At 51.1% G+C, this 24,884-nt stretch carries 27 protein-coding genes, 2 tRNA genes, 1 pseudogene and 1 CRISPR repeat array; of the genes and pseudogenes, 21 read left to right on the top strand and 9 right to left on the bottom strand.

Annotated elements, in window-relative coordinates:
* Positions 1-64: 64 nt before the first annotated feature.
* Positions 65-1,042, top strand: coding sequence for a histone deacetylase family protein (locus tag ACYUBO_RS10425; RefSeq protein ID WP_460374187.1), 978 nt, complete (start codon positions 65-67; stop codon positions 1,040-1,042).
* Positions 1,043-1,090: 48 nt separating this feature from the next.
* Complete coding sequence (locus ACYUBO_RS10420) at positions 1,091-1,378, top strand: DUF2098 domain-containing protein (protein WP_460374184.1); 288 nt, start codon at positions 1,091-1,093, stop codon at positions 1,376-1,378.
* A 3-nt stretch (positions 1,379-1,381) separates the two neighbouring features.
* Here the strand turns inward: ACYUBO_RS10420 and nikR are convergent, their stop codons facing one another.
* Positions 1,382-1,810: a nickel-responsive transcriptional regulator NikR gene (gene nikR, locus ACYUBO_RS10415; RefSeq protein ID WP_300329923.1), complete on the bottom strand. Its 429-nt coding sequence runs from the start codon at positions 1,808-1,810 to the stop codon at positions 1,382-1,384.
* Between the two features lie 189 nt (positions 1,811-1,999).
* On the opposite strand from nikR, the gene ACYUBO_RS10410 reads away from it, so the two are divergent.
* From ACYUBO_RS10410 to ACYUBO_RS10365, 10 genes are all read left to right on the top strand, one after another.
* Positions 2,000-3,235 (top strand): translation initiation factor IF-2 subunit gamma, encoded by a 1,236-nt coding sequence (locus ACYUBO_RS10410; protein WP_300329920.1) that lies wholly within the window; start codon positions 2,000-2,002, stop codon positions 3,233-3,235.
* Positions 3,199-3,612, top strand: a complete 414-nt coding sequence (locus ACYUBO_RS10405) for a type II toxin-antitoxin system VapC family toxin (RefSeq protein WP_460374179.1) — start codon at positions 3,199-3,201, stop codon at positions 3,610-3,612. The genes ACYUBO_RS10410 and ACYUBO_RS10405 overlap by 37 nt, the downstream gene beginning before the upstream one ends.
* A gap of 9 nt (positions 3,613-3,621) precedes the next feature.
* Positions 3,622-4,203 (top strand): DNA-directed RNA polymerase, encoded by a 582-nt coding sequence (locus ACYUBO_RS10400; RefSeq protein ID WP_460374176.1) that lies wholly within the window; start codon positions 3,622-3,624, stop codon positions 4,201-4,203.
* A complete protein-coding gene (gene spt4, locus ACYUBO_RS10395; RefSeq protein ID WP_300329911.1) occupies positions 4,190-4,396 on the top strand; it encodes a transcription elongation factor subunit Spt4 in 207 nt (68 codons plus the stop codon). The genes ACYUBO_RS10400 and spt4 overlap by 14 nt, the downstream gene beginning before the upstream one ends.
* Positions 4,396-4,899 (top strand): GTP-dependent dephospho-CoA kinase family protein, encoded by a 504-nt coding sequence (locus ACYUBO_RS10390; protein ID WP_460374173.1) that lies wholly within the window; start codon positions 4,396-4,398, stop codon positions 4,897-4,899. Before spt4 ends, ACYUBO_RS10390 begins: the two co-directional genes overlap by 1 nt.
* 28 nt (positions 4,900-4,927) lie before the next feature.
* Positions 4,928-5,221 (top strand): 30S ribosomal protein S24e, encoded by a 294-nt coding sequence (locus ACYUBO_RS10385; protein ID WP_300329905.1) that lies wholly within the window; start codon positions 4,928-4,930, stop codon positions 5,219-5,221.
* A 2-nt stretch (positions 5,222-5,223) separates the two neighbouring features.
* Entirely contained in the window at positions 5,224-5,379 is a 156-nt protein-coding gene (locus tag ACYUBO_RS10380) for a 30S ribosomal protein S27ae (protein ID WP_300329903.1), read from the top strand.
* A 7-nt stretch (positions 5,380-5,386) separates the two neighbouring features.
* Positions 5,387-6,955: a bifunctional N(6)-L-threonylcarbamoyladenine synthase/serine/threonine protein kinase gene (locus ACYUBO_RS10375; protein ID WP_460374169.1), complete on the top strand. Its 1,569-nt coding sequence runs from the start codon at positions 5,387-5,389 to the stop codon at positions 6,953-6,955.
* On the top strand, positions 6,952-7,500 hold the full coding sequence (gene rdgB, locus ACYUBO_RS10370) for an RdgB/HAM1 family non-canonical purine NTP pyrophosphatase (RefSeq protein ID WP_460374787.1): 549 nt from the start codon (positions 6,952-6,954) through the stop codon (positions 7,498-7,500). The genes ACYUBO_RS10375 and rdgB overlap by 4 nt, the downstream gene beginning before the upstream one ends.
* A 63-nt stretch (positions 7,501-7,563) precedes the next feature.
* The gene (locus tag ACYUBO_RS10365) at positions 7,564-7,710 is read left to right on the top strand and encodes a 50S ribosomal protein L40e (protein WP_460374166.1); all 147 of its coding nucleotides are present in this window, start codon (positions 7,564-7,566) and stop codon (positions 7,708-7,710) included.
* A gap of 24 nt (positions 7,711-7,734) precedes the next feature.
* On the opposite strand, the gene ACYUBO_RS10360 is transcribed toward ACYUBO_RS10365, so the two are convergent.
* Both ACYUBO_RS10360 and ACYUBO_RS10355 read right to left on the bottom strand, forming a co-directional pair.
* A complete protein-coding gene (locus ACYUBO_RS10360; RefSeq protein WP_460374164.1) occupies positions 7,735-8,394 on the bottom strand; it encodes a putative phosphothreonine lyase domain-containing protein in 660 nt (219 codons plus the stop codon).
* Between the two features lie 15 nt (positions 8,395-8,409).
* On the bottom strand, positions 8,410-9,177 hold the full coding sequence (locus ACYUBO_RS10355; RefSeq protein ID WP_460374161.1) for a sulfide-dependent adenosine diphosphate thiazole synthase: 768 nt from the start codon (positions 9,175-9,177) through the stop codon (positions 8,410-8,412).
* A 113-nt stretch (positions 9,178-9,290) separates the two neighbouring features.
* Here ACYUBO_RS10355 and htpX point away from each other — a divergent pair, with 113 nt between their 5' ends.
* From htpX to ACYUBO_RS10340, 3 genes are all read left to right on the top strand, one after another.
* Positions 9,291-10,172, top strand: coding sequence for a zinc metalloprotease HtpX (gene htpX / locus ACYUBO_RS10350; protein ID WP_460374158.1), 882 nt, complete (start codon positions 9,291-9,293; stop codon positions 10,170-10,172).
* Between the two features lie 77 nt (positions 10,173-10,249).
* Positions 10,250-10,320: transfer RNA gene (locus tag ACYUBO_RS10345), tRNA-Gly, on the top strand.
* 58 nt (positions 10,321-10,378) lie between these two features.
* Positions 10,379-11,374: a cache domain-containing protein gene (locus ACYUBO_RS10340; protein ID WP_460374155.1), complete on the top strand. Its 996-nt coding sequence runs from the start codon at positions 10,379-10,381 to the stop codon at positions 11,372-11,374.
* A 133-nt stretch (positions 11,375-11,507) separates the two neighbouring features.
* Here the strand turns inward: ACYUBO_RS10340 and ACYUBO_RS10335 are convergent, their stop codons facing one another.
* A complete protein-coding gene (locus ACYUBO_RS10335; protein WP_460374152.1) occupies positions 11,508-11,735 on the bottom strand; it encodes a hypothetical protein in 228 nt (75 codons plus the stop codon).
* Between the two features lie 151 nt (positions 11,736-11,886).
* On the bottom strand, positions 11,887-12,132 hold the full coding sequence (locus tag ACYUBO_RS10330; RefSeq protein ID WP_460374149.1) for a hypothetical protein: 246 nt from the start codon (positions 12,130-12,132) through the stop codon (positions 11,887-11,889).
* A 192-nt stretch (positions 12,133-12,324) separates the two neighbouring features.
* Here ACYUBO_RS10330 and ACYUBO_RS10325 point away from each other — a divergent pair.
* Positions 12,325-12,398 (top strand) — tRNA-Val (locus tag ACYUBO_RS10325).
* A gap of 580 nt (positions 12,399-12,978) precedes the next feature.
* Here the strand turns inward: ACYUBO_RS10325 and ACYUBO_RS10320 are convergent.
* Positions 12,979-13,359: pseudogene (locus ACYUBO_RS10320) on the bottom strand (IS1634 family transposase); the annotation flags it as partial.
* A gap of 18 nt (positions 13,360-13,377) precedes the next feature.
* On the opposite strand from ACYUBO_RS10320, the gene ACYUBO_RS10315 reads away from it, so the two are divergent.
* Entirely contained in the window at positions 13,378-13,533 is a 156-nt protein-coding gene (locus ACYUBO_RS10315) for a hypothetical protein (RefSeq protein WP_460374792.1), read from the top strand.
* A gap of 125 nt (positions 13,534-13,658) precedes the next feature.
* Positions 13,659-13,799, top strand: a complete 141-nt coding sequence (locus ACYUBO_RS10310) for a hypothetical protein (RefSeq protein WP_460374146.1) — start codon at positions 13,659-13,661, stop codon at positions 13,797-13,799.
* 224 nt (positions 13,800-14,023) lie between these two features.
* Positions 14,024-17,792: direct repeats of the CRISPR family, unit length 32 nt; unit sequence ATTTCAATCCACGTGCCCACGGGGGGCACGAC.
* Between the two features lie 194 nt (positions 17,793-17,986).
* Here ACYUBO_RS10310 and cas2 read toward each other — a convergent pair.
* From cas2 to cas4, 3 genes are read right to left on the bottom strand one after another with little or no spacing between them, the layout of a single operon-like run.
* On the bottom strand, positions 17,987-18,277 hold the full coding sequence (gene cas2, locus ACYUBO_RS10305) for a CRISPR-associated endonuclease Cas2 (RefSeq protein ID WP_460374143.1): 291 nt from the start codon (positions 18,275-18,277) through the stop codon (positions 17,987-17,989).
* A gap of 3 nt (positions 18,278-18,280) precedes the next feature.
* Positions 18,281-19,315: a type I-C CRISPR-associated endonuclease Cas1c gene (cas1c, locus tag ACYUBO_RS10300; protein WP_460374140.1), complete on the bottom strand. Its 1,035-nt coding sequence runs from the start codon at positions 19,313-19,315 to the stop codon at positions 18,281-18,283.
* On the bottom strand, positions 19,299-19,973 hold the full coding sequence (gene cas4, locus ACYUBO_RS10295; RefSeq protein WP_460374137.1) for a CRISPR-associated protein Cas4: 675 nt from the start codon (positions 19,971-19,973) through the stop codon (positions 19,299-19,301). The genes cas1c and cas4 overlap by 17 nt, the downstream gene beginning before the upstream one ends.
* Positions 19,974-20,117: 144 nt before the next feature.
* Between cas4 and cas3 the strand changes: the two genes are divergently transcribed.
* The 3 genes from cas3 to cas8c all read left to right on the top strand — a co-directional run bounded on the left by cas3 (position 20,118) and on the right by cas8c (position 24,881).
* Positions 20,118-22,355, top strand: a complete 2,238-nt coding sequence (gene cas3, locus ACYUBO_RS10290; RefSeq protein ID WP_460374134.1) for a CRISPR-associated helicase Cas3' — start codon at positions 20,118-20,120, stop codon at positions 22,353-22,355.
* Between the two features lie 100 nt (positions 22,356-22,455).
* Positions 22,456-23,121 carry a type I-C CRISPR-associated protein Cas5c gene (cas5c, locus tag ACYUBO_RS10285; protein ID WP_460374785.1) on the top strand — a complete coding sequence of 222 codons (666 nt, stop codon included), beginning with the start codon at positions 22,456-22,458 and terminating at the stop codon, positions 23,119-23,121.
* Positions 23,118-24,881, top strand: coding sequence for a type I-C CRISPR-associated protein Cas8c/Csd1 (cas8c, locus tag ACYUBO_RS10280; RefSeq protein ID WP_460374132.1), 1,764 nt, complete (start codon positions 23,118-23,120; stop codon positions 24,879-24,881). The genes cas5c and cas8c overlap by 4 nt, the downstream gene beginning before the upstream one ends.
* The last annotated feature ends 3 nt before the right edge of the window (positions 24,882-24,884 follow it).

Here is a 24,884-nt window from a genome sequence, read left to right as displayed (position 1 = left end):
CACCTTCTCTTATGAAGAGGAGAATGAAAGCTATTTATCCCAAATTGAGGAATAGTGTATCGTAATGCCGAAAACCTCAGCAGTATCGGGGGAGATATTCTTCCTCCACCACCTCGATAATCATCCGGAATGTGCTCTCCGGCTGGATACCCTCCATGAGTGTATTCCAAAAGGCGTTCTGATCCATCCTCCCGTGTTGGCCGGAGTGGAGGAACTTGAACTCGTTCATACTCCGGCTCATGTGAGGATGATTTCCCAGCTCTCGGAGTTTGGTGGTGTGAGGTTCATCGATCCCGATACCTATGTCACCTCACATTCATATGAGGTGGCTTCATATGCTGCCGGCTCTGCCGTCTATGCTGCTGAGCGTGCCATGGATGGCGAGCGATCATTTGCACTGGTCCGCCCCCCCGGCCACCATGCCGAACCCGATCGTGCAATGGGATTCTGCCTCTTCAACAGTGCGGCAATTGCGGCTGCCTCACTCCTCAAAGAGTGTGATCGGGTTGCTATTCTGGACTGGGATGTGCATCACGGGAACGGGACCCAGAAGGCATTCTATACCAGTGATCGTGTCCTTGTGATGTCAATCCACCAGAGCAACAGTTTTCCAAGAACCGGGTGGATCGATGAGATCGGCGCAGGTGCCGGGAAAGGCTATAACCTGAATGCACCGATTTTGCCCGGTGGCACTATTCTGGATTATCTCTCTCTTCTCAGGGATGTCTTCATCCCTGCAATTCTCAGGTTCAGGCCGGATGCCCTGATCATCTCCTCGGGGCAGGACGGTCTCAGCGACGATCCGCTTGCCGGTATGCATCTTGCACCCCGGGATTTTGGCATACTGACACGGACCATCACCGATGCACTCGATCTGCCGGTTGCCCTTGTGCTTGAAGGCGGATACGGTCCGTCGATGGGGAGATCCCTCTCTTCTATCTTCTCTGCGCTGAAGGGAGATCCGATCCCCGTTCCTTCGCCCGGAGAGCCTCAGGCGAGCACCATGAGGATAGTAAAACTCCTGCAACGGGTATTGATCTGAGTCGGTACAGTCAATACTTTTATCCGCTTTGAAATCGAGAAACCCGGTATGGCAACAGAGATCATCCCGGGACAGGCGGTACGGTACGGGAGGACCGGAACAGTTGGAACAATTACCCGGATAGAAGAGATTGGGGGTGTCCTCTTTGGCTGCATCGACACAACCGATCTCCTCTACAGAATCGATCTCCTCACTCCGGTTGAGCTGAGGGAGGGGAAGGTGGTAAAAGTGAAAAAAGATGCACGGGAGTCCATTACTGAAGAGCGTCTCCGTGAGACAGTCGCTGCAGAGAGTGCCTGGCTTAATGTTGATGGTGCCTGTGAAGGCGGGGGATAATCTTCAGAGTTTATCCTTTACCGGAATCGTTGTCAGTTTGACGGATTCCACACCTTTTTGTGCCATCAGCCGCTCGGCAATGCTCTTGAGATCCCCGCCATCGCCCCTGACCAGTATAACTTCAAGGCAGCGATCGTGGGTGACATGAGAGTGGAGGGATGCCTGAATCACGGTCATATATTCGTGCTGGATCTCGGTGAGTGTCTGGATCAGGCCCCGGTGTTCATGATCGTACACCATTGTGATGACACCCTGACGCTCCCCTTTCACATCAGACATCCACTGGTAGTAGGTGATATAGCTCCTGATCGCATCCCTGATCCCCTCGGACCGGGATGAGTACCCACGCATGTTTATAATATCATCAAATGTGTCAAGCAGGTTCTTTGGGAGTGATATTCCAATTCGGGATAATTCTGAATCTCCGGTCATATGCGTTCCTACCTGTATCTATTGCATGCAACAATATTACTATTTCGGAAAAACCCTCATGGTAATGACATACATTGTATTCCATGGGGCTTGAAAAAGAGCGGTACATCAGCGATGAGGGAACACTCAGGCACTGAGATATTATCTATGAGAAGAACGATTATATAGGCTAAGGAGGTTTGAGTTTCTTTGCATGATCCAACAATACCAAGTGTCAATATAGGCGTTGTCGGCCATGTCGACCACGGGAAGACGACGCTCGTCTCGGGGATAACCGGCACATGGACCGATCGCCATAGTGAAGAATTGAAGAGGGGGATATCGATCCGCCTCGGCTATGCTGATGCAACATTTTACCGTTGCCTCACCTGTCCCGAGGAGGATGCGTATTCTGCATCTGAGAAATGTCCGGTTTGTGGTGGGAAAACAGAACCCATCCGTTCGGTCTCCTTTGTGGATGCACCGGGGCACGAAACCCTGATGGCAACAATGTTGTCCGGTTCTGCCATAATGGATGGTGCAATGCTCGTCATTGCAGCCAATGAACCCTGCCCGCAGCCACAGACAAAAGAGCACTTAATGGCACTTGAGCTGACCGGGATTACGCGCATCGTCATTGTCCAGAACAAGATCGATGTGGTTACCCAGCAGGCAGCGCTTGAGAATTACAAGCAGATAAAGAAATTCATCCAGGGCACTGTTGCAGAGAATGCACCAATCATTCCTGTCTCAGCGCAGAAAGGGATCAATTATTCCTCACTCATCGCAGTTTTGAATGAGAATATTCCCGATACCGATCGTGATCCCGATCGTCCTCCCGTCCTTTTAATCGCGCGTTCCTTTGATATCAACAAACCGGGTTCGCGATGGAAGGATATTCGTGGCGGTGTCATCGGCGGATCACTCATCAGGGGTCTGCTCCATGATGGCGAAGAGATCGAGATCCGTCCCGGACGCCAGCATACCATCGAGAATAAGACGAAGTGGGAGCCTATCCTGACGAAGATCAGCTCGATGCATATGGGCTCGAAGAAGATTGCCGTGGCAACACCTGGTGGCCTTACCGGTATCGGGACGAAACTCGATCCGGCGATTACAAAGAGCGACACCCTTGTCGGGCAGGTTGCAGGACACCCGGGCAGGCTCCCGCCGGTCTGGGAGAAACTCAGATTTGATGTCACCCTGATGGAGCGGGTTGTCGGTGCCACTTCCGAGCAGGTGATCGAACCGCTGAAACACAAGGAACCCCTGATGCTCTCTGTTGGAACTGCGGTGACTGTGGGTGTTGTTACCGGAACAAAGAAGAATTCCGTCGAAGTGGTCCTGAAACGCCCTGTGTGTGCAGAGGTTGGATCCCGGATTGCGATCTCAAGGCAGGTAGGTGGACGATGGCGGCTTATCGGAATGGGGGTTCTGACAGAGTAAGTGTCCTCCTGGATACAAATGCCCTGCTGATCCCCTCCCGTTCAGGTGTGGATATATTCTCCTGCCTGCAGGAGATCTTTGGTGCATTTGAACCGGTTGTTCCATCAGAAGTGGTGAATGAACTGCGGGCGCTCTCGCAAGGCAGGGGAAAATCTGCGGCGGCTGCCCGCTTCGGACTTGCCCTTGTCCGGGAATGCAGGGTTCTTCCGCCATCTGATGTCATGGCACCTGTCGATGAGATTGTTGCCCTTCAGGCTGAATCTCTCGCTGTACCGGTTCTGACAAATGACAGAAAATTAAAAGAACTCCTCCTTCAAAAGGGGATCGCGGTAATAGTATTAAGAAATCAGAAACGATTGGAATTGATCAGAAAGTAGGTATGGGATATGTATTACAAGCTGAAACTAGCCGATAAGGTACGGGTTCCTGCCCACCGCCTTGGTGAGGATCTCAGTGTTGTTCTTCTGGATGTTCTCCAGGAACAGCTCGAAGGGAGTATAGATAAGGAGATCGGGATCTTCATCGTCGTCACCGATATCGATGAGATTGGAGAGGGTGAGATTATTCCCGGTGATGGTGCGGTGTACTATGATGTCAATTTCGAGGCACTTGCGCTCCGGATCGCTCTTCAGGAGATTGTTGAGGGGATTGTTGTCGAAACGACAGGATTCGGTGCTTTTGTGAGCCTTGGTCCAATCGATGCAATGCTGCATGTGAGCCAGATCTCAGATGATTATATCAATCACGATGAGAAGAATTCACGGCTCGTCTGCCAGGAGACGAACCGGACGATCGGTGTCGGGGATATTGTCAGGGCACGTATCGTCTCCCTCTCATTAAATGAGCGTGAGCCCCGTGAGAGCAAGATTGGACTGACGATGCGGCAGGCAGGTCTTGGAACCGCGCAGTGGCTTGAAGACGAGCAGACGAAGCAGGTTGCCGAGAGGAATGCAGATGCCCGCGCGTAAGAAACAGGATAAGGTATGCAGGCAGTGCCACAGGGTGCTTGATTCGGATAAGGAGTCCTGTATCATCTGTGGCGACTCCAATCTCTCGACAGACTGGCAGGGGTATGTCGTCATCATCGATCCAAAACAATCTGAGATCGCAGAAAAGATGAACATCGACCTTCCCGGAAGGTATGCTCTGAAGGTTCGTTGATGCTCCGTCTTCAGGATGAGTTCCGCGATCTCTTCAGGAGACCGTTTGGAATCCTCTTCCCGGATATGAGCGAGGTTATACCGCTCCTCTCCGGAAGAGTGGTGTATACCGTCGGGGATGTGGTGACAGACTCTCTTCTCTCGCGCGGCATCTATCCTGATATCGCAGTTATCGATGGATACACAATGCGTTCACCTTTTCTCAGAACTCCTCTTTATGCGGGCGCAAGCCACATCAGGGTGACTAATCCTGCCGGAATGATCACCCCCGATCTGATCTCCGGGCTTCGCCGTGCCCTTGCAGATCCTCCTGCTCTTGTATTTGTTGACGGCGAGGAGGATCTTGCGGTGATTCCACTGGTTATTGCAGCCCCCCTCGGTGCTCTTGTCCTCTATGGACAGCCGGGTGAGGGGGTTGTCCTCAGGGAGATTGATGACGCTGCCCGCGAAGAGGCACAGGTTCTCCTCTCATATTTCACCAGTGAGAACGCCAGTATTAAATAACTACCATGATAATAATTCTGGGATACCGATGGATATTCAGATAACAGCCAATACCAGAAACGAACTCCTGCTGAGAAATGAGGTGGAGTTCACCCTGACGTTTGACGGCGCAACTCCGTCAAGGAAAGAGATCATTGGAAAGCTCGGTGCTCTTCTGAATGCGAACGAGGAGAAGATGGCACTTGATTCGATCAAGACCCATTATGGTTCATGTGTCGGAAAGGGCCTTGCAAGAATCTACGATTCACCGGAAGCCCGTGATCGGACGGAACGCGAGTACCTCATCGCCCGTGGCCAGCCAAAGGCAGAAGCGGAGGAGTAATAATGGCTGATGGTCGTTACAAGCACTATGCAATCGAGGGTGACAAGGCAGTTTCACAGAAACGCCACTGCCCCCGCTGCGGACCCGGTGTTTTTCTTGCCACACACTCTGACCGTGTATCCTGCGGCAAGTGTGGTTTTACCGAATTCAACAAGTAACTGATCCATGCCTCATGTAGGGCAGGTACTGGGTATTGAGGGGACTGCATGGAACCTCAGTGCCGCTGTTTTTGATGATGATCTTGTCAGCCTGTCGTCTTCTGCGTACTCGCCTCCACAGGGAGGGATTCATCCGCGGGAAGCGGCAAGGCATCATGCAGCTGTGTTAAAGGATGTGATCTCATCTGCTCTTGCTGATGCAGATGAGATCACCGGTGTTGCGTTCTCACAGGGTCCCGGCCTTGGCCCATGCCTCAGGACTGTTGGTACTGCTGCACGCTCACTGGCGCTCCGTCTCGGGGTTCCGCTTATTGGTGTCAACCATTGTGTTGCACATATCGAGATAGGGCGGTTTGCCACAGGATATGATGATCCGATTGTGCTCTATGCGAGCGGTGCGAATACGCAGGTGCTCGGCTACCTCAATGGAAGGTACCGCATCTTCGGCGAGACCCTTGATATCGGGATAGGCAATGCCCTTGACAAGTTTGCACGCCATCACAATCTTCCCCATCCGGGAGGGCCGATTGTCGAGAATCTTGCAAAGAAAGGATCCTATATCCCCCTCCCCTACACGGTGAAGGGGATGGATCTTGCCTTCTCCGGGCTTGTTTCCGCTGCAAAAGATTCCCCTGCCTCTCTTCCCGATGTCTGTTACAGCCTTCAGGAGACGGCGTTTGCCATGTGTGTGGAGGTCACGGAGCGGGCACTTGCCCATACCGGCAAGGATCAGGCGATCCTGGTTGGTGGTGTCGGTGTGAATTCCCGGCTTCAGGAGATGCTCAGGATCATGTGCGAAGAACGGGGCGCATCATTTGCTGTTCCCGAGCGGAAATACATGGGAGACAATGGGGCGATGATCGCCTATACCGGGAGGATCATGCTCGAGAGCGGGCAGACGATTTCTGTCCCTGCATCCGGTGTGAACCCGTGTTACCGGTCCGATCAGGTGGAGGTAACCTGGAGGAATGAAGCCGGGTCTATCTTTGATCGAAAGGAGGCCGATCAGCTGCTCCGTGGAGCTGAAGCCGAGGTTGATCTCAACGGCGCTGTTGCCCGGAAATATCGCCTGAAGAAGGGATACCGCCACCCTGTCCTTGATGCCGAACTGATATGGGAGAGGACCCGTGCCGAGGCACGGATCATTGCATCTGCACGTCGCGCCGGTGTGCCTACTCCGGTGATTACAGATCTGACTGAAGATACCATCGTCATGGAGTTGATCGAGGGTGAGACCTTAAAGTATGCCCTTGATCGGTCCTCTGCGGAGATGGCCGGTGCAATGATCGGGAAACTTCACTCCGGCGGAATCGCACATGGTGACCTGACAACGAGCAATATGATTAAAAGAGGCGATCAGATCGTCCTGATCGACTTCGGGCTCTCGCAGATCACCTCCGAGATAGAGGCGCGTGGTGTCGATCTCCATGTAATCTTCCAGACGCTCGAGAGTACCCGTGAGGATGCAGAGGAGCTGAAGGAGGCATTCGTGAAGGGGTACCGGAGCACCTTTTCCGGAGCGGATGATGTTTTGGTCAGGGAGCATGAGATTGAGCTGCGGGGGCGGTATCTCTGATCATCACCGCTGTCACCGGCAACCTTCACAAGGCAGATGAGATCGCCTCGTTCTTCTCAGGTATTGCCGAGATCGAGCATGTGAATCTCGATCTCCCCGAGATCCGGCATGATGAGGTCGCCGCAGTTGCCTCCGGGAAAGCGAGGGCTGCATGGGATCAGCTGAAGAGGCCTCTGATTGTTGATGATACAGGGTTCTTCATATCGGCATTGAATGGCTTTCCCGGCACCTGTGCGGCATACTGCATGAAGACGATCGGCAATCCCGGCATCCTCAGGCTGATGGACGGGGTTTTGGATCGGTCGGCATATTTTGAGACTGTTATCGCATATGCATCGGAGGAGGGGATACAAACCTTCTCTGGCAGGATTGATGGCGAGATCCTCGAAGAGCCACGTGGGAGTGAAGGGTTTGGCTATGATCCGATCTTCCTCCTGGGAGGCCGTTCGCTTGCTGAATATCCTCTCTCCGAGAAGAGCGCTGTCTCACACAGGGGAAAAGCCCTCGCTCTTTTCCGGGACTGGTTCGCCTCCACGATGGACTGAATACAACAATGGTTAAGAGGTCGGAACATCCACTTATAAGAAGCATATCTCTTGGTGTTTACTATGGCACGTTTTCCAGAAGCTGAAGCAAGACTCCTCAATGTCAAGGTCTGCATGAAATGCAATGCCCGAAACGCAATCCGCGCATCTACCTGCCGGAAATGCGGTTCAAACCAGCTCAGAACGAAGAACAAGGAACGGAAGGCATAATCTCTTCCGCTCATCTTTTATTTTTTACGCGTTGTAGTACGTGACTCTCTTCCCGGCAGAGCTGTACTCTCCGGCAAAGGTTTCGATATTCCGCTTGTACCCGATACGATCGGTGATCCCAAAGGTTTTCAGCTTCTCCCGCACCCGCATCACCTCATCAATGTCTTTCCAGTCGCTCGTATAGACATAGATGACAAGCCGTTCATCACGTGATTGCGGGTTCTCTTTGATGGTGCTCACCTTTGCCGAGATGCCGAGGGTTCCTTCCCATGTTGCATCCCGGATCAGTGACCAGATGGCATCTGCCTGATCCCGTGCGAGGAAGATGAGCCATTTTCCCGCATCTTCTGCATTGACGGCATCGGGATGGATGCCGGGTGCATCCTGGATGATCCAGTGCATCTTATGTGTCTCTGATGGAAGAATGCCCTCCCCCATCTGGTAGAGGCAGCAGATCTCGTCACATCCCCCGATACTCGATCGGATCGTATCCCCAAGCTCTGGGTATTCCCCGCCGAATTCTGCAAAGGTCTTCTGGCAGCAGGTTACGAGCTCATCTTCATTGGAGAGAAGCAGAAAGAGGGGTCTCTCTGCTGCTTCCATAGCCTTTCCAAAGTATATTGTAAAGATGCCAAAGGCGAGATCTGCGAGCCCTTCGTCCATATCCTGTTCCATCGATTCCATCGTCTCATTCCTCCCTCACATCCGATCAGACACTTCCCTGGCAAGGATGGCTGCATGCTCTCCTGAGAGGAGCATCCCGCCGAAGACGGGTCCCATCCGCGCTTCGCCTGCGACTGCATTTGCTGCCATGCCGCAGGCAATAAGGCCCGGAAAGATCTCGCGGGTATGGCTGATGATATTAGTCTCTGCCCGCTCTGCCCACATGAAACTCTCTCCATGGATTGTGATGTCGCCTCCCTTCCTGAGGACGCAGTTGGCGACGACGGCATCATGGCCGGTTGCATCGACGGTCACTTTTGCTGCAAGGGTGAGCGGATCGACATGGAGCCCGGTCATCTCAACCGGTGATGTGGTGATGACGAGGCCCGATACCCGTCCGTCCCCCTTGATGACGACATCTTCAACCGAGGTAAGGTTGAAGAATTCTGCCCCCGCATCACAGGCTGCTGCGGTTAATCTGGCAACAGACTCTACTGATGATGCGACATGGTAGCCGGGTTTGTATGCCCTTGATCTGATCCCAAACTGATCAAGGAGCCGTTTTCCCTCCTCCTGGACCACAATCCGCGGGAAGGTCATGCCGCCTCCCCACATTCCCCCGCCTACAGAGAGTTTCTTCTCGATGATGGCGACCTTCCTCCCATCTTCTGCAGCAAGGGCGGCACAGACGAGACCTGAGGGACCCCCGCCGACGATGGCGATGTCAAGATCGAGGTATCTCGAAAAGATCTCCGCATGTGTCTCCAGTATTGCCCTGCTGATCGTCACTTCATCGAGTTGCATCTGATTCCTCAATCGTATTAGGTGCGCTGATCTTACTAATATTCTCTTGATTTATGGTACTGTGAATGGTCTTGTTCGCAGGTATTATGAAGGCGAAAGGCAAAGATAAGGGTATGAAATGGAAGCGCGACTATGGCCTCACCATGAGGATGATCTTCACCTGGGCACTTCTGCTCCTCGTGTACCTCATCTTCCTCACCGTGCTACAGGCGGTTCTGGGGCTGTCCCTTCAGCTTCTGATAGGTATTGCCTTTGTGATGGCCTTCTCACAGTACTTCTTCTCAGACAAGCTGGTGCTGATGAGTACCGGTGCAAGGGTGGTTGCCGAAGACGAGTACCCGGAACTTCACCGGATGGTTGAACGGCTTTGTGCAACAGCCGATCTCCCGAAACCGAGGATTGCGATCATGCAGTCTCCGGTGCCGAATGCATTTGCAACCGGCCGGAGCCCGAAGCACGGGGTTGTTGCGGTGACTGATTCGATCATGCGGATTCTTTCAAAGGAGGAGCTTGAGGCGGTCGTTGCACACGAACTCTCGCATATCAAGAACCGTGACGTGATGACCCTGACTATTGCCAGTTTCCTGGCGATGGTTGCGGCACTGATCGTCCAGAACGCCATTTTTGCCTCTCTCTTTGACCGGCGGGATGGGAATCCCTGGATCATCGCATGGATCGTTGCGATCCTGGTCTGGGTGGCGGCAACGCTTTTGATCCGGACGCTCTCACGGTACCGCGAGTTCACCGCAGATCGTGGTGCAGCATATATCACCAATAATCCAAAGGCGCTTCAGAGTGCACTGATGAAGATCAGCAACAGGATGGATGCTGTGCCACGGCAGAAGAAGCAGGAGGTGGAGGGTGCAAACGCCTTCTTCATCATCCCTGCCCTCTCGGGGCAGTCCTTAATGGAGCTCTTCTCGACCCACCCGCCTCTTGAGAAGCGGATTGCGGCATTAGAGAAGCTGAATGAGGAGATCAGGGGTGGCTGGTAACCCCTCTTTTCCCATCCCGGTTGGGATGCAATTACGTAATCCTTAAATCTCTTCAACGAGAACATAAAAGACGCATCGCATCGATGGTCTAGTGGTATGACTTTGGCCTTCCAAGCCAATAGCCCGGGTTCAATTCCCGGTCGATGCATTTTCCACTTCTTTTCGCATTCGTTATCTTTTTCTCTCTTCTCATTGAACCATTCTTAATGAAATGCTGGATTATGGGTCTGTTTTTCTGCCTTATGGTACTGCTCGCCTGTGCGGGTTGTGTTGCTGAAGAGGGTGCGAAACCCGTGGTTGAATCCCCCGGCGATGAGCTCACTTCTCCAACTGAAGAGGATCGATATGCTGCAATGGTAATGGCGACATTGGAGTCGTCCATGCAGGATGCGGTTTTATATGCGGCAGGTGCCGGGAAAGACGAGGCACTGGCCGCATTTGGCGATCCTTTGGGTGAGTACACTCATGACGGCTGGTACATCTATGCCTATGATAATGACTGCGTCCTGCTCGCCCACCCCTATGAGCCGGGCAGTGTCGGGCTTGACCGATCCGGCTGGACAGACAGCAGGGGCCTGCCGGTGATCCGGATGGGTCGGGATGTCGCGGCCAGGGGCGGCGGATTCATCACCTACCTCTATCCGAAGCCCTCTGGGGGCGGAATTGATGAGGCGGCATATGCAACCTATGAGCCGAAGCTCGGGTACGTCCTCCCGGCAGGCGAGGGCTGGTGGATCGGATCCGGTGTTGCCCTCGCCGATCTCAGTCCCGGTGAAGGGTATCCCGGGGTTGTCGGCGATATGATTGATCTTGTCGGGGACGGGGCCGCGTATGCCCTCTCGGAAGGGGATGAGGCGGCCCTTGCTGAGATCTCGGATCTCAGTGGCCGGTTTGTGAATGCCAATGGCCACTATCTCTATGCATACACGTATGACGGCACCCTGATCGGGCATCCCTATCTCCCTGAGAAGATCGGATCAAACCTGTATGGTCGTGTGGATATGTACGGGATGCGGAATATCGAAGCCCTTGCCACAACTGCCGGGGAGGGTGGCGGCTTTGTCGTCTTCATCTGGCCAAACCCCGATGAAGGGAACCGCGAGGAGCTGAAGATCGGGTATGTCCTCCCGGTGAATGATGAGTGGTGGCTCGGGTCTGGGGTGTACCTGAGCGAAGTGACAGGAGAGTATACGCCGCTTTGAGGGTCATGCTCTCACCTTTTTATTTCCGGCTTGCCCTTTTTTTTCGCTGATTCCTTTTGAAAGTCTTATCTCCGAGCATGAAGTATAGAATGTGAGCACCCGGAACACCCTGTTGTCTTTCGGGAAGATACGGTTATTTCTCCACCTTTTGCTGATTTTGCTCGGCAACCTGCTCTGCTTTCTTCTGATGTCCACTCTCCTGCAGAACCTGTTGTTCAATCTGCTGTTGCTGTTCATTTTGCTCCGGGATCTGTTGTTCCTGGGCTTTTTGCTCCTGATGCTGCTTTGCCTGTTCCTCGTGTTTGGTGGCCTGCTGTTTGGCAGCATCTTTCTTCTCATCCTGCTTTGCTTTACGTACCATAGTTTCTCACCTCGCCCTATTTTTATTTTTAATCAAGGGGATACGTTATACCTGGCTTCAGAGGAGATAACAATATCGTAAACCTAAGGCTTAGATTTGATATCGGGCGAATTATTGAGTTTTTTTAATCCCTCATCCTCCCCAAAGATCCTCATAATCGCCGCCACCGTTCCTCCAGGAATCCCTCCGGTACTGTCCCGATCACCGATCGCCTCCGCTCCTCGGTCCGCGTTTCTAAACGCCAGTCCTTATGTGCCCGGATCCCAGCAGCACACTCTCTATTCTCTGATTCGAACCCCTCAAGAGCCGGGTATATCCATTTCACATCCCGGTACGCCTTGAGGGCGATGTTCTCCTTTTTCATGAGCGCCTCTGCGATAGCATCGGCATGCACCATCTTCGCAACAGTGGTCTGTGGGGGTGCATGATGAGTGGTGGCTTGGATCAGGTCTGTACCTGAGCGAGGTGACCGCGGAGAGTATACCCCGCTCTGAAGGGTCTGCTCTCCCCTCGTTCTTTCCGGCTCGCCCGACCGGTTTCCTTTTGAAAAGCCTTATCCCCGAGAATGAAGAATAGAATAAGAGTACCGGGACTCGTGGTCTAGCTGGTTATGACGTCGCCTTCACACGGCGAAGATCTCGTGTTCGAATCACGACGAGTCCACTCTTATCTTCGCTCTTTTCGTTATCGGAGCTCGTAAAGGTCGTTATTTGTAACTCTGATATTGAAATATTCATTTTAAGCGCAGGAGGAGATTGAACGTCTCGGACAGACCGTTACTGAGTTTGAGATAGGGAGTTCTTAAAGGGGCCTGAAAAACTGCGACAAGAGGGAACTGTCAAGATATGTCCTGTTTTACAATCGTTATCCCGATGTTGGCTCACTGCTTCCAGAGTCTGTAAAAGATCACTATTTGTCAATATGCTCATCGGCTGAGGATGATCAAAATCCTTTTATTATACGAATTGAGGGTACACCGTCCCCCCAAATGAGAATTCCTCCTGAAAAACTGATTGGCTCTCTTTCGTTTTCTCATTTTGTAGAGATTATGGAGATTGATGATCCATTAAAACGCCTATTTTATGAGATTGAATGTATAAGGGGATGCTTGGTCTGTCCGGGAGCCTAAGTTTGCCACTTTGGGTTCAGCCACCCAATAAGGGCATCCAATATCGGGATCTAACATTTCCAGAATTTCATCAGGAAACTGTATTTGACAGTTGACGATTTTTCCATCAAAATTTCATGTAACTGCCCAATTATGCCGTAAAACCATCGTGTTAATGGCATCAAAATTGGAGTGAATGAACCTTTTTGTCTTCCTCATCCACGAATCAACCGTAACTGTCAAATTCAATAGCGCCGTTTTGATGAATTTTGTTGATGTATGCTTCAGTTCCGGGATCTCAAATCGGATCAGGGAGACAAACAACTGTGCGATAAACCCAATGATTAGAGCGCCATAAATGCTATTATCAGTCCATACGCGCAATGGTTTGATCTCGATCCCGTTCTTGAGTGAGTTGAATATCTTCTCAATCGAGTCCTTTTTCCGATAGGTTTGAAGAGCTTCGATAAGTGTCAAATTCTCACTCGATTTCAGGCAGAAGAAGCCCTCTCTCCCCGTAGTTGGGATATAAATTTGATCTTCCACCTGGAAAACCTGGGAATATCCGCTGGAAATGATGGAATATGTTTTGGAATCCACGGAAAGCCACTGGAAATTCTGGAATTGCCGGTTGGAAAAGATGGAATATGTTTTGGATTCCATGGAAAACCACTGGAATACTTGGATTAATAAGATATCTCCACCGCTGACCGTGTTACACCGGATTGTAAATCAAAGATATGCTCGCATGTCTATCGACATGCTCGGCTGAACATCCCCCATCAAAGCATCATATTTGCTGGCCCCCTATCCGTTTGAATGTAGCTCTTCCGGAGTGGCGTCTGATCGATGAGACGACGTATCTGACAGCGAAGCTGCGGGCCCTTGATCGGGAGATCGACGGTGTTTTGACGCAGGAGATGCTGATTACGGAATGTGATATGGCGGAGGGGTGAGAGCGGCGGGCATCACACGAAACTCACGAAAAAAATACTAAAACACGAAAATATAATGAATGAAAAAATGGTGGGAATGATATCGTTCCCTCCCCTGTCCCCCAACACGAAACCCACCATTTCGCAAACCCTCGGTTTGCTCGGCTGAGGTCGACCGCTTTCAGCGTCCAACCCGCAAACTCAATTCACGAAAAGGGGGACAGGGGTGGAAGGATTTGGCTATTCTTTGGATCCACGTGCCCACGGGGGGCACGACCTCGATGCCCTGCAGCAACGGGTGCCACCGGTATTTCAATCCACGTGCCCACGGGGGGCACGACAACGAGAACGGCCACACAGAGATCCCGGAAAATTTCAATCCACGTGCCCACGGGGGGCACGACGATCTGGCAGGCAGTAGGATCAAGATCTCCAGGATTTCAATCCACGTGCCCACGGGGGGCACGACATTAACCGGGCTGATCGGACTGGTGGACGAAATTTCAATCCACGTGCCCACGGGGGGCACGACCCGGTGTCAGGATTTCATGGAGGCGTCTATCAAAATTTCAATCCACGTGCCCACGGGGGGCACGACTTGGAGTGAATATAGGAGGGTCAGGATAGGCAAATTTCAATCCACGTGCCCACGGGGGGCACGACTTTTACTTTCCCGGTCTTATGATCGGGATATCGATTTCAATCCACGTGCCCACGGGGGGCACGACGTCCCCCCAAAACCGCGCAAAGATGCATGGGCAATTTCAATCCACGTGCCCACGGGGGGCACGACACGCCGGAACCAGAACCAGCACCCGCCCCGAAATTTCAATCCACGTGCCCACGGGGGGCACGACGGAAGATCAGTTAATACCACTGATCGGAGAAATTTCAATCCACGTGCCCACGGGGGGCACGACCGGCACGATCAGATCACAACAGAACCTCATGAATTTCAATCCACGTGCCCACGGGGGGCACGACCTATTCGACCGGAGAAAGGGTGTCGTACTACGAATTTCAATCCACGTGCCCACGGGGGGCACGACAAAATTGAAAATTCAATCGATAACAACCGATTATTTCAATCCACGTGCCCACGGGGGGCACGACTCGTTGATAGTGATGATCTGGTCGTCGGGGCTATTTCAATCCACGTGCCCACGGGGGGCACGACTTCACCAAATCTCTCGTTGGTGTGCGTAGATAATTTCAATCCACGTGCCCACGGGGGGCACGACCTGCCAAATCGAGATCTGCATCTACGATCAACATTTCAATCCACGTGCCCACGGGGGGCACGACGAGGTCTTCAATCCCATCAACTGCCAGCGCAATCATTTCAATCCACGTGCCCACGGGGGGCACGACCTACATCATGGACTCCACCGAGCGGTATTGATATTTCAATCCACGTGCCCACGGGGGGCACGACGATACTCTCCCTGATGATTGGCAGAAATAAGCATTTCAATCCACGTGCCCACGGGGGGCACGACGATTTATCTAGGGTGAAGTGGTAAACCACTTTTATTTCAATCCACGTGCCCACGGGGGGCACGACCGGTAATGCGAAAGCAGATGGCACACTCTCAATTTCAATCCACGTGCCCACGGGGGGCACGACTACGCACACGAGATCACACGCAGCGGAGAGGTACATTTCAATCCACGTGCCCACGGGGGGCACGACCACCTGCTGCCATTCGACACCGAGGCCGGATGATTTCAATCCACGTGCCCACGGGGGGCACGACTCCTGCTGTTGCAGGGGGTGCAGGCATCGTTCAATTTCAATCCACGTGCCCACGGGGGGCACGACAAAAGATCATCAATATCGACCCATTTATAAACATTTCAATCCACGTGCCCACGGGGGGCACGACGTCAGAGACGGTATTGCAGAGATCGTGTATGATTTCAATCCACGTGCCCACGGGGGGCACGACAACCACCAGAGGAGGTTGAGACTATGACAGATATTTCAATCCACGTGCCCACGGGGGGCACGACATAGATTATGGTAGACTGGCAAAAACTCAGAATTTCAATCCACGTGCCCACGGGGGGCACGACCGCCCCTGTGATTCATGAGGAGATCAGCTGTATTTCAATCCACGTGCCCACGGGGGGCACGACCCGGATCCCGTATATCCGGGTCGTCGAATTCATATTTCAATCCACGTGCCCACGGGGGGCACGACCTGGATACATCGCCATGTAATAGACCGGGATATTTCAATCCACGTGCCCACGGGGGGCACGACCTGATGTTCCCCTCTGCAGCAACCTCTGCGATATTTCAATCCACGTGCCCACGGGGGGCACGACCTTCACCGCCACATCATACCTGTGCCTGTCTTTATTTCAATCCACGTGCCCACGGGGGGCACGACTTGTAGTGTAATCCTCTGTCCCCCCACCGGAATTTCAATCCACGTGCCCACGGGGGGCACGACTATCGGGACGCGGCATACGGGATCGGGGGGTTATTTCAATCCACGTGCCCACGGGGGGCACGACGTTATTATGATATCAAGCTCACCGCAAGCAACATTTCAATCCACGTGCCCACGGGGGGCACGACTCGGAGCATATAGGGTTGTGGGCTGATACTGTTATTTCAATCCACGTGCCCACGGGGGGCACGACACAAGCACCCTGTATAATATCGTCAACAACCACATTTCAATCCACGTGCCCACGGGGGGCACGACATGAGCACCACAACGACCGCCCGATTATCGACCATATTTCAATCCACGTGCCCACGGGGGGCACGACGGAAAGCAAGCCATTGATGATTTTATTCGACAAATTTCAATCCACGTGCCCACGGGGGGCACGACTTGTTTTTGACAAAATACGTCTTACCTGACCCCTATTTCAATCCACGTGCCCACGGGGGGCACGACGCTATACACGGGAGCGTTTCGGGATTGAGGGAATTTCAATCCACGTGCCCACGGGGGGCACGACAGCTATACACGGGAGCGTTTCGGGATTGAGGGAATTTCAATCCACGTGCCCACGGGGGGCACGACCGCCGGACGCAGGCAACGCCGGAGCCGAGCCGGATTTCAATCCACGTGCCCACGGGGGGCACGACGAGATTTTATCTCCGATATCTTCCAGTAGTTTATTTCAATCCACGTGCCCACGGGGGGCACGACTTCCTCCACTTTTTCAGAGCCATACCATCCTAATTTCAATCCACGTGCCCACGGGGGGCACGACCACAGAAGGAGGAATAGATTATGGTAGATTTTATTTCAATCCACGTGCCCACGGGGGGCACGACAGCGTACCGAGTGCGGCGGTTCCGGGTGCGCGTATTTCAATCCACGTGCCCACGGGGGGCACGACGATTGCCGCAGTATGTAACACCCGGAAAGGAGGAATTTCAATCCACGTGCCCACGGGGGGCACGACCATCGCCGATAACGGGAGTCAAAGCGGACTCCAATTTCAATCCACGTGCCCACGGGGGGCACGACATCGCCCGCGATCTGTACAGGGGTAGCTTCCTATTTCAATCCACGTGCCCACGGGGGGCACGACATCATCTTCGGTATCGTATATCGGGGACACACATTTCAATCCACGTGCCCACGGGGGGCACGACAAGCCATTGATGATTCTTTTCGACCAGAAGCGCGATTTCAATCCACGTGCCCACGGGGGGCACGACATCACCCGCGATCTGTACGGGAGTTGCTTCCTATTTCAATCCACGTGCCCACGGGGGGCACGACATGGTCTTTAATGCGTTATATCCCACCTGCTTATTTCAATCCACGTGCCCACGGGGGGCACGACCGCCACCGTATGGAGGACGCGGAAAGGGGGTATTTCAATCCACGTGCCCACGGGGGGCACGACCTTTGGGGCTCAGGTGCAGCAGGGGATCTGTCGTATTTCAATCCACGTGCCCACGGGGGGCACGACATCAAGCGCCGAACTCTTTGCCGGCCAACTGCTGATTTCAATCCACGTGCCCACGGGGGGCACGACTCTAACTCTAATATACGATAACCACACGCATATAATTCTCTCCCTCCCTCATCAGGAGAAATTTCCACACGCAAAGCTGAAGGCTCCATTGGAATTGTTCGATATCTTCACCAAACTTAAAAACAAAACAAAAATCTGCGACATCGCGAACTCCCCGGTAAAATCATGTGCACAACCCCTTCGCGAAAAAAAATCTAAAAAATCAGCGCATCATCCACATTCAAACCCGGTTTTGCTCCCACATGTTCAACATGCTCCCTTCCATGCTTTCCGAGATTATAATATCTGACACTATCCGTCTCAGGATTAATAACCTCTCCTATCTTGAACTTCAGATCCATCAGCTGTACTGAATCCACCACGCACTCAAACACCGAGTTCTGCACCCTCACCCCAAAATTTTTACAAATCTTTGCGACCTGACGAAGCCGACGTCTTCCCTCCGGCGTCTCTGTATTCACATCATATGTAACCAAAACAAACATCTCTCACCTCACCACAAACGGCGGATACCCGTCGATATCTCCCCTGAGGGATCGTGCGAGAAGCATTGCCTGGGCATACGGCAAAAGACCGATCGGAATCTTCTCCTCCAGATATCCGTGCATTACCTCCTCCTTCTTTCGCTTCTGCCATGCCTGCAGAACCGTCTTTCGTGCATCATCAGTCAGCAAAACCGCTCCGTTCTCCTTCACCCTGAAATCACCTGCCTTCACCACACGATTATTGATGAGACTCAGCACAAACCGGTCCCCCAGATACGGACGGAACTCCTCCATCAGATCGAGAGCCAGACTCGGCCTCCCTGGACGGACCCTGTGCAGAAATCCCACCTGCGGATCAAGACCCACCGATTCCAGAGCAGATGCACAATCGGCAGCGATCAGCGTATAGGAAAATGAAAGCAAAGCATTCACCCGATCCAGAGGCGGACGCCTCGACCGGTTCTCAAAAGAAAACTCCGGCTCCGTCGACAAAATCAGATCATCGAAACAATCAAAATAATACTTCGTAAATATTCCCTCAAACCCTCTCAGTTCATTCAGCGAACCGCAGGTCCCGGCACGTATTTCGAGGATCCCCTCCGACAGCCGTTTGAAATTCCGCTCGAACTCACCCGACACCATATCAGGATAATCGCGGGAAAATCTCTGAAGAACCGTCCGGCAATTCATCAGCTTCCCAAGTATACAATATGCCGCGATCTTCTTCGACGCATCCTCATCATCTGAAACGGCATACTGACGTTTGCGAAGCAGGACATTTCCCGAAACCTTACCGCCGACCCGCGCCATAAACTTTCCATATGGCGAAACAAAACACATACCCACATCATTTTCCGTACAAAGCGCCATCATTCCAGGACTTGCTCCCATAAAACCAAAACATACGACCCCCTCCAGATTATGGATCGGAACTCTGGCAAGCTCCTGATTCTCAACGGACACGACGATACTCTCCCCATCCCGCGAAAGATAGGACTTTGGATTTGTCACATACAAAACATTACGCAGTTTTCTCATGAGCATACTCCTGGAGTACTGAATCAAGATATCGGTCAACGGACTTTTTTCGTGAAGATATGACTGGAACGCAGAGATCTCGGATCGAACAACTGGTACACTGATTTTTCAGTTCGGCGGCGGGCGTGATCCCGTTTTCGTAGAGAGCATACATTTCCCGGATAAGGGAAACGACATGCTCCCGTAATTCTTCGTCAAAGATCACCTCCGTTCGGTGCCGGGTTTTTCCGTAATACAGATAACCTTTGGGAATTTTTGTCCCATACATCTCTTCGAGACACATCGCCTGACAGCAGAGCTGGACCTCGTCACAGTCATCCTCCTTTTTCTTACCCCGCTTGTATTCTATAGGGACAACTATCCATGATCCATCCCTGTTTGGAATGGTTACCCCGGATGAAGACCGGTGAAACTCTACGACATCTGCAATACCATAGATCTTCAAATCGTGGGATACGAGCGGGATACTGCGGGAAACAAGGATATCGCCTCTTGCCTCCACAAAAAAGGGATCGTCGGCTTTTTCGTGCATGAGTTTTCCCGAAAATGTGAGTGCGTTTTCCGCCCAGAGCTGTTCTACGTGGATCAGTGCCCACTGGCGCGGGCAGAATGCAAAATGCTGGATCCCGCTTACCATGAGATAATCATCCGGGTTCATTAATTGATAATACGGGATGAAAAAACATGAAAGTATCTTGGTAATTATGATAGAATGCCGTCCAATTACAGATACTGGCGATTTTTTTTTTGCATAACTATTTCGTCACTGCGATGCAAAAGAAGAACATTCCAGACTGATACGATGACCGAATACTATGCGCGATGTAATGAAGACCAAACAAAATTTCAAACCCTTCTCGATCATTTGACAAACGTATCCGTTCTTGCCGGAACATATGCGGAAACCTTCACCACCAGGGAAATAGGTGAAGCCTGCGGTTTGCTCCATGATATAGGCAAATACTCCGATGACTTCCAGAAACGCATCAGAGGAGAAAACATTCAGACGGATCACTCGACCGCCGGAGCGAAAACTGCCTATCTTCTTGCAGCAAAACAGCAGGATCTGCATTCATCGCTTGCCTATCATCTCATGTCCTATGTGATCGCGGGACACCACGGCGGACTGCCGAATCGCGGAAATGCCAATGCATCAGGATTATTTCAGCGTCTCCAAAACTCTGACCCGGAATTATTTGCCGCATGGAAAACCGAGATCTCCCAATCGTTTCCGGACCTCTCGGATTTTTTCAACACGCAAACCTTCTTCCCGAAAGATCAATCCAAACTCGATCAAAACGAATTCGAAAGCGAATTCGCTCTCTCGCTTTTTCTCTACACCCACTTCCTTTACTCCTGTCTGGTCGATGCAGACAGAACTGATGCTGCACGATGGGATGGATATGTAACGGAAGGAATGTTTCCCTCGTTGAGAGAATATAATAACAAACTTGATGCACGGATGGCAGAGTTCAAGGTAGCCTCTGACCTTGACAAGATCCGAAACGACATCCTCACATCCTGCAACAAAGCAGCTCAAACAGAACCCGGGATCTTCACTCTCAACGTTCCGACAGGCGGAGGGAAAACTCTCTCCTCCCTCTCTTTCGCGCTGAAACACGCCATAAAAAATAACCAGACCCGGATAATCTACACGATCCCCTTCACCTCGATCATCGAACAAAATGCCAAAGTCTATGCCGATATTTTTGGTCGGAACAATATCGTTGAACACCACTCAAACTTCGTTCTTCCGACCGGGACTGCGGTCGAACCTGACTCCCCGGAAGGAGAAAATAAAAATCTCTCACTCGCAGCCGCAAACTGGAATGCCCCTCTTATTCTCACCACGAATGTTCAGTTCTTTGAATCGCTCTTCACCTCCCACCCGTCACGGGCCAGAAAAGTCCACAACATCGCAAACAGTGTAATAATCTTAGATGAAGTCCAGGCTCTTCCTAACGAATTTCTCCTTCCCTGCATGTATGCACTCTCTGAACTCGTGAACAATTATCACTGTACCGTAGTTCTCTGTACGGCGACCCAGCCTGACTTTGTAGAAAACGAGGTTTTCCCGAAAGGCACATCGGTCAGGAACATCGTTCCAAACTACCAGGAACTTGCAAAGATAATGAAACGGGCAGATGCATACGACCTCGGTTATAAAACAATAGACGAAATCGCTTCCAGCCTCAAATCCGAACAACAGGTCCTTTGCATCGTTAATACAAAAAAGCATGCAAAAGATCTCTACGATCTGGTGAAAGAAGCGGGAGATACCCTGCACTTAAGCACAAACATGTGTCCGAAGCATCGAAAACTGGTCATCGAAACGATACGGAAAAAACTCAAAAACAAAGAACCCTGCCGTGTCATCTCGACCCAGCTCATCGAGGCTGGAGTCGATATCGATTTTCCGGTCGTGTATCGTTCTTTGGCAGGAGTTGATTCAATAACTCAGGCTGCAGGAAGATGTAATCGTGAAGGTAAACTTCCTAGCGGGAATGTGTACATTTTCACTCCCGAACAAACGCATTCCGGAGCTGGATATGTAAAACAGACTGCAGAAATATCTCACAGTATCCAGACCGAGGATTATCTGTCTCTTGATACGATAGCGAAATACTTCTCTAAAATCTTTGATATCCGAAAAGAACAGCTCGACAACAAAGAGATCCTCGGACTTTGCCGACAGGGAATTCAGACCAAGACCACGGAAACGGCATTTCCATTTGCCGATATTTCGGATAAATTCAAACTGATATCCGACAGCGGATGTGCGGTCATCATTCCCTTCGACGATGGAGCGGAGAGACTCATAAATAATTATTCTCCTGATTTCATCCGCAGTTTTATCAGAAAGATCTCACCCTACTGTGTGAACGTGAGAAAAAAAGACCTTGATCACCTTAATGACGAGGGCGCATTAAGCTTAGTTGGCGACAGCTTCGTTGTTTTGAAGAATCAAAGCCGATATTACGCCCGGGACACAGGGATCCATCTTTCCGGAAACCCGGAAATGTTTGATTATATTCTCTAAATCCTAGGTAATTAGGATATATTTACATACCCTTGGTTTTAATTTACTTTTACTGAATAAAATTTTATTTTTTATTCTCGTTTCTTAAGGAGGTGATACTATCTACGGAATTACATTACGAGTATGGGGAGATTACGCATGTTTTACCCGGCCTGAAATGAAGGTCGAACGGGTAAGTTATGATGTGATGACCCCATCAGCAGCACGGGGGATCCTGGAGGCGATCCATTGGAAACCCGCCATCCGCTGGGTGATCGATGAGATTCAGGTCATGCAGCCGATCGCATTTTCCAATATCAGACGAAATGAAGTCTCCTCCATCATGAAAAATCCCGGTTCATTAATGAAAACTGTTTCTGAAAAAGGGTCTGCAGAACCCTTCTATCAAAACACCCAAAAGGACCGGCAGCAGCGGGCGACCCTGATGCTCAAAAATGTTGAGTACATTATCAAAGCTCACTTTGAACTGACCAATAAGGCAGGCAAAGATGACACTGAAGAGAAACATTACAATATATTTCTCCGAAGGGCACGGAAAGGTCAGTGTCATCACCAGCCTTATTTCGGATGCAGAGAGTTTCCCGTTTCATTTGAACTGGTGGAAAAACCGCTCTCGAAGATCCCCATTGATGAAGACCGGGATCTTGGATGGATGCTCTACGATATTAATTTCAGCGATGAAATGACGCCCAAATTTTTCCGTGCGCAGATGCATAAAGGTGTCATTACGATCCCGGAATCGTTTCATAAAGAGGTGAACGTATGATTCTTACAGCCTTGTGTGAGTTATACGACAATCTCGTTTTGGACCCTGGATCGGGAGTTGCACAGCCTAGTTATTCGAGTGTGCCGTGTTCATATGCGATTGAATTGTCCCGAAACGGGAATTTTAACGGCATTATCACTCTGGTTGAGAATAAACAGCGGGTGATGATGAGGGTCCCGGAACAATCCGGTCGGTCAGGAAAAAATCCGCCGCCCTACTTCCTCTGTGATAATGCGAAGTATCTCCTTGGTTTCGAGTATGATAAAAAGGAGAAAAATCTGAAACCGATACCCGAACGTTTGCGCAGTGCGTATGATGCCTATCAGAAAATCATCGGTTCATCCGAGGATGCCGGACTCAGGGCGGTAATCGCATTTCTCAAAAACAGGGTGGATGGTATCCCTCTCGATATTCTGGCAGATCATCCGGTCTATCAGAGCGGGAACATCGTGTTCCGCCTCACGGATGAAAAAGGCTACATCCACGACCGATCCGAAGCAAAGAACGTCTGGGAGACGTATTGCAATGCTTCATCCTGCTCGGAAGAACGCGGACAGTGTCTGGTTACCGGACTTTCGAATCAGCCTCTTGCAAAAACACATAACATACTCAAAGGAGTGGCAGACGCAAATCCGATGGGTTGTGTTATCGTCGGGTTCAATTTTCCATCGGTCACTTCATATGGAAAAACCCAGAGTTACAATGCACCCGTTTCAGAAAAAGCGATGTTTGCATATACGACCGCTCTGAATTATCTTCTTTCTAAAAATGACAGCAGGATCCAGATCGGGGATTCGACCGTTGTATTCTGGACAGACAAGAAAGATGACAGCAAGGCCTTATCTCTTATTTCGGCACTACTTGGTGCAGATTCTCCAAAGGAATCTGACACTTCGGATCGCTTAACCGAACAGCACATTCTTGACATCCTGAAAAAAGTCAGATCAGGTCAGGCAGTGAACGATCCTGATTTTAAGGTGAAGACGTACATCCTGGGTCTTGGTCCAAATGTCGCCCGGGCATCTATCAGATTCTGGTATGAGGACACTCTTGAGAATTTTATTCTGAAGATGGGCGAACATGCCGAAAATATGGATGTGGTGAAATCCGCGAAACTCAAAACGAGGATCGTGTCGATAGGGGATATTCTGAGAAGTATTACCGTTAAGTCCAGTAAAAAATGGTGGGAGAATGTCCCCTCATCATATGAGACCGCTTTGTTTCGGGCAGTCATCTCCGGAGATATGTATCCGACATCGGTATATTCAGCTGTTTTGATGAGGATACGTGCCGAGGCAGGCGATGATTACGGTATCGATTTTATTCGCGTAGGATATCTGAAAGCTTATCTGAGACGGTATTATCAGAAACAGAACATGGCGGAAAAAATGGAGGAATTAACAGTGAGTCTAAATCAAAAATCAACAGATACAGCCTATTCTCTTGGAAGGCTGTTCGCTGTGATGGAGGCATTGCAGCAGAAAGCGAACGGCACATCAACCATCCGGTCTCGTTTTTTTGCATCGGCTTCGGCGAACCCGAAACTGGTGTTTCCAACGTTGCTGAATTTATCGCAGCATCATATCGCAAAGACCGACGGAAGGTATCACGATAAACAGATGGAGGCGATTTTGTCCGGAGTTACCGAATTCCCGGCGGCATTCAATCTGGAAGAACAAGGAAAGTTTGTTCTGGGTTACTATCACCAGCGCGAATTTATCTACACGAAAAAAGAAGACAGAGAATCACAGGAGGCTTGAAAA

The sequence above is a fragment of the Methanocalculus sp. MC3 genome (assembly GCF_054767395.1).
Note: the sequence above shows the minus strand (reverse complement) of the source record. Positions and strands in the feature narration are given on the sequence as shown.